Source organism: Roseomonas chloroacetimidivorans, from assembly GCF_049629625.1.
Lineage (GTDB): Bacteria > Pseudomonadota > Alphaproteobacteria > Acetobacterales > Acetobacteraceae > Roseomonas > Roseomonas chloroacetimidivorans.
Map to the genome: position 1 here is coordinate 20,502 of NZ_JBNBZS010000070.1, position 6,659 is coordinate 27,160.

The 6,659-nt window shown below is 66.7% G+C and carries 6 protein-coding genes and 1 pseudogene; 1 reads left to right on the forward strand and 6 read right to left on the reverse strand.

Annotation, left to right across the window (positions count from 1 at the left end; all coding sequences use genetic code 11):
* Positions 1–12: 12 nt before the first annotated feature.
* The 6 genes from ACO1BU_RS28875 to ACO1BU_RS28900 all read right to left on the reverse strand — a co-directional run bounded on the left by ACO1BU_RS28875 (position 13) and on the right by ACO1BU_RS28900 (position 5,599).
* Complete coding sequence (locus tag ACO1BU_RS28875; protein ID WP_424139421.1) at positions 13–1,074, reverse strand: isocitrate/isopropylmalate dehydrogenase family protein; 1,062 nt, start codon at positions 1,072–1,074, stop codon at positions 13–15.
* A gap of 5 nt (positions 1,075–1,079) precedes the next feature.
* Positions 1,080–2,024, reverse strand: coding sequence for a Bug family tripartite tricarboxylate transporter substrate binding protein (locus ACO1BU_RS28880; RefSeq protein WP_424139422.1), 945 nt, complete (start codon positions 2,022–2,024; stop codon positions 1,080–1,082).
* Positions 2,025–2,068: 44 nt separating this feature from the next.
* The gene (locus tag ACO1BU_RS28885; protein WP_424139423.1) at positions 2,069–2,902 is read right to left on the reverse strand and encodes a TauD/TfdA dioxygenase family protein; all 834 of its coding nucleotides are present in this window, start codon (positions 2,900–2,902) and stop codon (positions 2,069–2,071) included.
* Between the two features lie 463 nt (positions 2,903–3,365).
* A complete protein-coding gene (locus ACO1BU_RS28890; RefSeq protein ID WP_424139424.1) occupies positions 3,366–3,947 on the reverse strand; it encodes a cysteine hydrolase family protein in 582 nt (193 codons plus the stop codon).
* Complete coding sequence (locus ACO1BU_RS28895; RefSeq protein ID WP_424139425.1) at positions 3,940–4,647, reverse strand: GntR family transcriptional regulator; 708 nt, start codon at positions 4,645–4,647, stop codon at positions 3,940–3,942. The genes ACO1BU_RS28890 and ACO1BU_RS28895 overlap by 8 nt, the downstream gene beginning before the upstream one ends.
* Positions 4,648–4,819: 172 nt before the next feature.
* Entirely contained in the window at positions 4,820–5,599 is a 780-nt protein-coding gene (locus tag ACO1BU_RS28900; RefSeq protein ID WP_424139426.1) for a Bug family tripartite tricarboxylate transporter substrate binding protein, read from the reverse strand.
* A gap of 389 nt (positions 5,600–5,988) precedes the next feature.
* On the opposite strand from ACO1BU_RS28900, the pseudogene ACO1BU_RS28905 reads away from it, so the two are divergent.
* Positions 5,989–6,659: pseudogene (locus ACO1BU_RS28905) on the forward strand (IS5 family transposase); the annotation flags it as partial.

Here is a 6,659-nt window from a genome sequence, read left to right on the forward strand (position 1 = left end):
GGGGAAGCTGAGTCAGTTCGCGCGGATGCGGGCAGCGAGCGCTTCTGCGGTTGCGGCGGTGCCGAGGCGACCGCCGATGTCCCGCGTCGCCTCCCCGGCGCCGATAGCATCGGAAACGGCGGCCTCAATGGCCGCGCCGGCGGTCGCGAACTCTGCCCTGCCGGTCCGGCGACCGAACCAGGCCAAGAGGAGTGCGGCCGAAAGCACCAGAGAGAAGGGGTTGGCCAGGTCCTTGCCGGCGATGTCGGGCGCGGAGCCGTGGGCAGCCTGAGCCATCGCATGCTCCGCCCCGGCATTGAGCGATCCGCCCAGCCCAAGGCTGCCCGACAGCTCGGCCGTGAGATCCGAGAGGATGTCGCCGAACATGTTCGTGGTGACGACCACGTCGAAGCGACGGGGGTCCCGCACGACATGGGCCATCATGGAATCGACCAGCACCGTTTCCAGCGAGATCTCGGGATAGTCGGCGGCCACCTCGCGGCACGCGCCGACGAACAGCCCGTCCGTCACCTTGAGCACGTTGGCCTTGTGCACCACCGTGACACGGCGCCCGCGGCGCATGGCCAGATCGCAGGCCGCCCGCGCAACGCGAAGGCTGCAGGCCCTGGTGATCCGCCGCAGCGAAATGGCCACCTCCGGCGTGACCAGGATCTCGCCGTTGCCCGCCTCCATGTTGCGGTCGGCGTAGAAGCCCTCCGTGTTCTCCCGCACCACGACCAGATCGAACTCGCCGACTTTCCCGACAAGCCCGGCATAGGTCCGGCACGGGCGGATGTTAGCAAAGAGGTCCAGCCCCTTACGGAAAAATTTCGAGGGATTGATCTCTCCGCGCCGCTCGTCGTCGCTCTCCAGGATGTCGGCCGGACCGAGCATCACCCCATCTGACCGGCGGGCCTCAGCAAGCAGCTCGCTCCGCGCGGTGGTACCGTGGAGCCGATGACTCTCCCGGCCCACCACATCGTGCTTGAGGTTTAAGGACAGGGAGAAGCGGCTCCGTGCCGCATCGAGCACGGCAAGGGTGGCCGCCGTGATCTCGGGGCCGACCCCGTCGCCCGCGAGAACCAGAATGCGCATGTCGTTCAATCCATCTTCGCGGCGTTGCTGTGGCGCAGCACCTCGCCCCAGCGGCGCGTATCCGCCTCGATCAGCGCGCCCAGATGCGCGGCCGACGCCTCCGGCCCGGCCGGTATCCGGCCCATCATGCCCTCGTAGCGGCGCCGCAGCGACGGTTCCTCCAGCGAGGCCGCCAGCGCCGCCTCCCACGCGGCTCGGACCGGCGCGGGCGCGGCGGAGGGCAGCACGAGGGCGTTCCAGACCTCCATGTCGAGGCCGGCAAGGCCCGCCTCCTTGGCCGTGGGCACCGTCGGCAGAACGTCCAGGCGCCTGCTCCCCGTGACCAGCAGGGCCTTGGCCATCCCTTCCCGGGCATTAGGCACCGCGCTGAAGGCCTGCTCGATCAGCATGTCCACCTGCCCGGCGAGCAGGTCGTTCACCGCCGGCGCTCCGCCGCGATAGGGAATGAGGTCCGCGCGGCCGCCCGTCGCGTCCAGGAACTGCAGCGCGGCGAGATGCAGGGTCGAGCCGGCACCGGATGTCGCGATCCGCAGGTCCCCGCTCCTCGCGCGATGGACCAGCTCCCCCAGATCCGCGATGCCTGAACGGGCGGAGACCAGCAGCACCATGGGGTTGGTGCAGACCAGCCCGACCGGGGCAAAGTCGCGGCTGCTTTGGAAGCCGGGCGCGCGGTAGAGATGGCCGTTAACGGCGAAGACCCCGACATGCGCGAACAGCGCCGTGTGGCCGTCGCCGGGCGCACGGGCCACGCGCTCCGCCCCGATATTGCCGCCAGCGCCCGTGACGTTCTCCACGACCACGGTCTGGCCAAGGCGCCGGCCGAGCGGTTCAGCTAGGAGCCGTGCCATCACGTCCGTGGTCCCGCCCGCGGCGAAGGGCACCACCAGCGAGACGGAGCGCGCCGCGCTCCAGGGCGCCTGGGCCCGGGCGACGGCCGGCAAGGCAGTCATCCCCGCTAGCACGCCCCGCCTGGATATTCCGGTTGCCGCGGACCTCACCTCGGCGTGTCCCCGGCGAGCGTGACGCGGTGCATGATCCGCCGGTAGCCATGGTAGTCGTTCACCGGATTGTGCAGCGCGCATCGGTTGTCCCAGAACGCGATGGAGCCCGGTTCCCAGCGGAAGCGGCAGGTGAACTCCGGCCTTACCTGATGCTCGAAGAGGTAGGCGAGCAGGCCCGCGCTCTCCTCTTCCGACATGCCCTCGAAGCGAAGGGTGTGGCCTCCGTTGACGTAGAGCGCCTTCCTCCCCGTTTCGGGATGAGTCCGCACCACGGGATGCGCTGCCTCTAGCACCTTGCGCTCCTCGCCCGCCTTGCGGTCCTCCCGCGTTCGGGTCCTCTCGGCCTTAGCGGAGCTGTTAATGGCCCTCAAAGGGTCGAGCAGCTTCTTCATGCCGTCGGAAAGCGCTTCGTAGGCCGCGTAGCCGCTGGCGAAGAGCGTGTCGCCGCCGAAGGGCGGGATCTCGCGAGCCACCAGCATCGTCGCCATGGGCGGCTGCTCCAGGTAGGCCGTGTCCGTGTGCCACAGCCCACCGAAGTTGACGCGCTCGTCCTCGCGCTTGGCGACGGTAATCACCTCCGGCGCTTCATCGAGCCCCTTGAGGAAGGGGTAGTGGACCACGTCCCCGAAGCGCCGTGCGAAGGCGACGAATTCCTTCGGTTCCAGCAGCTGCTCACGGAAAAAGATCACCGAGTGCTCGAGCCAGAGCTCGCGAATGCGCGCGATGGTCTCGTCGGAAGCCTTGGCAAGGGGGCCGACGCCGTAGACTTCGGCCCCGAGCGCGCCGGCGATGGGGCGAGCCGTGATCTGCGGGCTGATGCTGTTCATGGCTGCCCCGCAGGTTGGGGATTTTGGCAAGGCATGACGGTCGTTTCCTCCTCGAAGTTGCACGCCGAAACCGCGAAGCGTGCGATCCATCGTCAAGCACCGCGGCGGTCGGCCGGAATATCCAGTCGATGATGCCCGACAGGGCGGGAGGAGTGCGCGCGCCCCACACCGCGTAGGACGCGCCTTGGTAGGTTATTTCGCCACCAGGGCTCGCGGCCCTCCTCCGTCATCGGCATAATGCATAATGCATTCTTCTCGCGTCTACAACCCGTCTGTTGGTCCTTCAGCTGATAGAAATCGAACAGGAATGCTGGTGAGCGCAGCAGGATTGGCAGGCCGTGCCGGTACTATCCTCTGACCACAGGTATCCGAGGCAGGTTTACAACGCGCCTACCTTGTCGCGGACGACGTAGCGCGACGGTAAGCGCGCTTTGCCCCCGTGTTGGGACGGCAAGAGGAATGGTCAGTGGGCGAAGTCCACCTCGCTGGCGGTCTGGATCTTCGTGAAGCGCTGCATACAGAAGATGGCGTTCCGGTGCTCCTCGTCGGAGATCCCGGCGCAGCAATCCTCGACGACCACGCAGGCGTAGTCGCGATCGTGCCCCTCGCGGGCGCCCGTGTGCACGACACCATTGGTCGACACACCCGTGAGAAAAAGGCGCCTTGTTCCCAGGGCCCTCAGGGTCGGCTCGAGCGAGGTGCCATAGAAGGGGCTGACCCTGTGCTTCACGATGTCCAGATCGTCCGGCTGCGGCTCCAGAGCCGCATAGACCTCGGTTCCCCAACTGCCGAGCTTGAACAACCCCCTTTGCCGCGCAGCGGAGAAGACGGGGGAGTTGGGCGGGCACTGGACGTAGTCAGGCGAGAAGCCCACGCGCACGAAGCCCACGCGCACCCCAGCGTCGCGCGCCTTCCGTATCAGGCCGCGCGTCCGCTCGATGACGCCCCACTCCGCAACGATCGGCGCATAGGTCTTCGCGTTGGGCCCCTCCGGATGAATCAGGTCGTTCATCATGTCCATGACGAGCAGTACCGAATCACTCATCTAGCTTCTCCTCCTTGCCGCTTCGCGACCGCTTCCGAACTCCCGGCGCGGGTGGGCTGGCGCCCCCCGCTTCCGACTGGTCCTTCACCGTTGCCCAACCCGCCTCGATGTGGCGCCGCAGGGCGAGCATCGCGCCGGCGAGGTCACCCTCGATCATCGCCCGCAGCAGCTCCTCGTGCTCCTCCACGGCGCGTATCGCCCGCCCCTCGACGCGGTTGATCACGTCGAATGGGTAGCGGGCCCACAGGATCTGCACGAAGTGCAGTGTCTGGGGCAGGTTTGCCGTAGCGTACATCTGCTTGTGGAAGCGGTAGTTGGAGGCCCTCGCCTCGGCGCTGTCTCTCTTCCTGACAGCCTCGGCGAACTCGTCGGCAAGGCCGCGTATTAGGCGCAGATCCTCCGTTGTTGCTCTCTCGACCGCGTGCCGGATCAGCTGCCCTTCAAGCAGGATGCGCAGGTTCAACGTTTCCACGGAGGCTGCCACATCGAGCGGCGCCACGACCGCACCCTTGTAGGAGTTGCCGCTGATGTATCCCTCGGCTTCCAGGAGCTTGAGCGCCTCCCGTACCGGCGTGATGCTGATCTGGAGGGTCTTGGCTACCTCGGCCTGTTTCAGGCGCGTACCGCGGGGGAAATGCCCGGATAGAATCGCCTCCCGAAGATAATCGGCGACCTGCTCCTCTTTCGTGCGGTACTCCACGGGTCCTGTAATCCCTTCTAGCTGGGCCGATTGGCCAAAGGGATTGTCATACGATGCCTGGTGCCCCTGAAACAATCTTGGCTGCTCTCTCAATGCGCTCTGCGCCTTGCCCACTAGTCCGCCTTGATGTTTGCGGCGTGGATGACCTCCCGCCACCTCACAATGTCAGCCTTCAGGAAGCGACTGAACTCCGCCGGGGGCATCCCAACCGGCACGAGGCCGAGCTCCTGGATCCGCGGCCGGAGCGCAGGGTCGTCCAGCGCGGACCTGAGTGCCGCGTAGACAGCTTCGACGATCGGTGCCGGAAGCCCCCGGCCGGCCCGAAGAGCCCGTGCCAGGCGGCCACGTCGAAATCGCGGATCCCCGCCTCCTGAACCGTCGGGACGTCTGGCGTCCAGGTCAGCCGTGTATCGGACGTCGTGGCGAGAGCCCGCAGCGAACCGTCTCGCACATAGGCCAGCACCGCCGTGACCTGGTAGACCAGCATCGGTACCTGTCCGGAGATCACGTCCGTGACGGCCTGCGCGCCGCTACTGTAGGGCACGTGTTCCAACGGCGCGCCGGTCCGCAGCACTAGGAGTTCTCCCGCAAGGTGGCTGGACGTGCCGTTTCCCGCGGAGGCATAGGCCACCTTGTCTCGCTGATGGCGAGCCCAGTCCAGGAACTCCGGCAGGGTCCGCGCCGGGACTTTCGGGTTCACCACCATCAGGTTCGGCGCGTTCGTCGTCAGCGAGATCGGAGTGAAGTCACGCAGGGGATCATAGGGCAGCCTGGGCATCAGCGTCGGCAGGATCGCATGGGACGCGACCGCCCGCATCAGGAGCGAGTACCCGTCCGGCGTGGAATGGGAAACGGCTTCGCTGCCGACGGCGCCGCTAGCCCCAGGCCGGTTCTCCACCACGATCGGCTGCCCGAGAACCTTGGACATGGCCGGGCCGATAAGGCGAGCCATGGTGTCGGTGCTCGTCCCTGCACCGTAAGGTACGACGAGGCGTATGGGCCTGCTGGGATAACTCCGTTCCGCGCCCTGGGCACTGACGCGGGACGGGCGCCCCGCGATGAAGCCACCGCTGGCAGCCAGAAGTAGTCCCCGGCGGCCCAAGAGGCTGGGCCTGCAAACCACATCTCTCATCCCGGTTACACCTCCCCGGCACCTGCTCTGTACAGGCGTATCTATCATAGTCAACATACAATGCATTTTATTTTCATTGCTGCAAGACTGGTGTGGCTAAGTCAGGTCCGGCACCCCGGACTGCCTTGGACGTGTCCTCAGATGGGGGATTCCCAGGATGGCGCTGGGGTGATTCATAGGGTGCCGGCAAGTTGTGGAGCAGCCGGCGGATGCGGCGATACGCGTTGCGTGGTGATCAGTGGACCCGGATCGAGGGCCTGCTGCCCGGCCGGGTTGGCCATGTCGGCATGACGGCGCGCGACAACCGCCTGTTCGTCGAGGCGGTCGTCTATCGCTACCGCGCCGGTATTCCCTGGCGCGACCTGCCGGACCAGTTCGGCTCGTGGAAGGCGGTGCATACGCGGTTCAGCCGCTGGGCCAAGCGCGGCATATGGGAGCGCCTGCTCCGGCATTTCGCGGCGGAGGCGGACACGGAATACGCGATGCTCGACAGCACGGTGGTCCGCGCTCACCAGCACGCCGCGGGGGCGCCCAAAAAGGGGGTGGCGAGCAGGCCATCGGGCGCAGCAAGGGTGGCCTGAGCACCAAGATCCACGCCCTCGTGGATGCACTCGGCAATCCGGTCGGCTTTGCTCTGACCGGCGGCCAGGCACATGATCTTGCCGGTGCTGACGCGTTGCTGCCCGATATGGCGGCCGATGCGCTGATCGCCGATCGGGCTTTCGATGCCGACGCACGCGTGTTGGAGCCTCTGGCTGCGGCAGGCAAGGCGGCCATCATCCCGCCAAAAGGCAACCGGAAGCAGAAGCGGGACTACGACCGGCATCTCTACAAGGCGCGGCACCTGATCGAGAACTTCTTTGCCAAGCTCAAGCAGTTC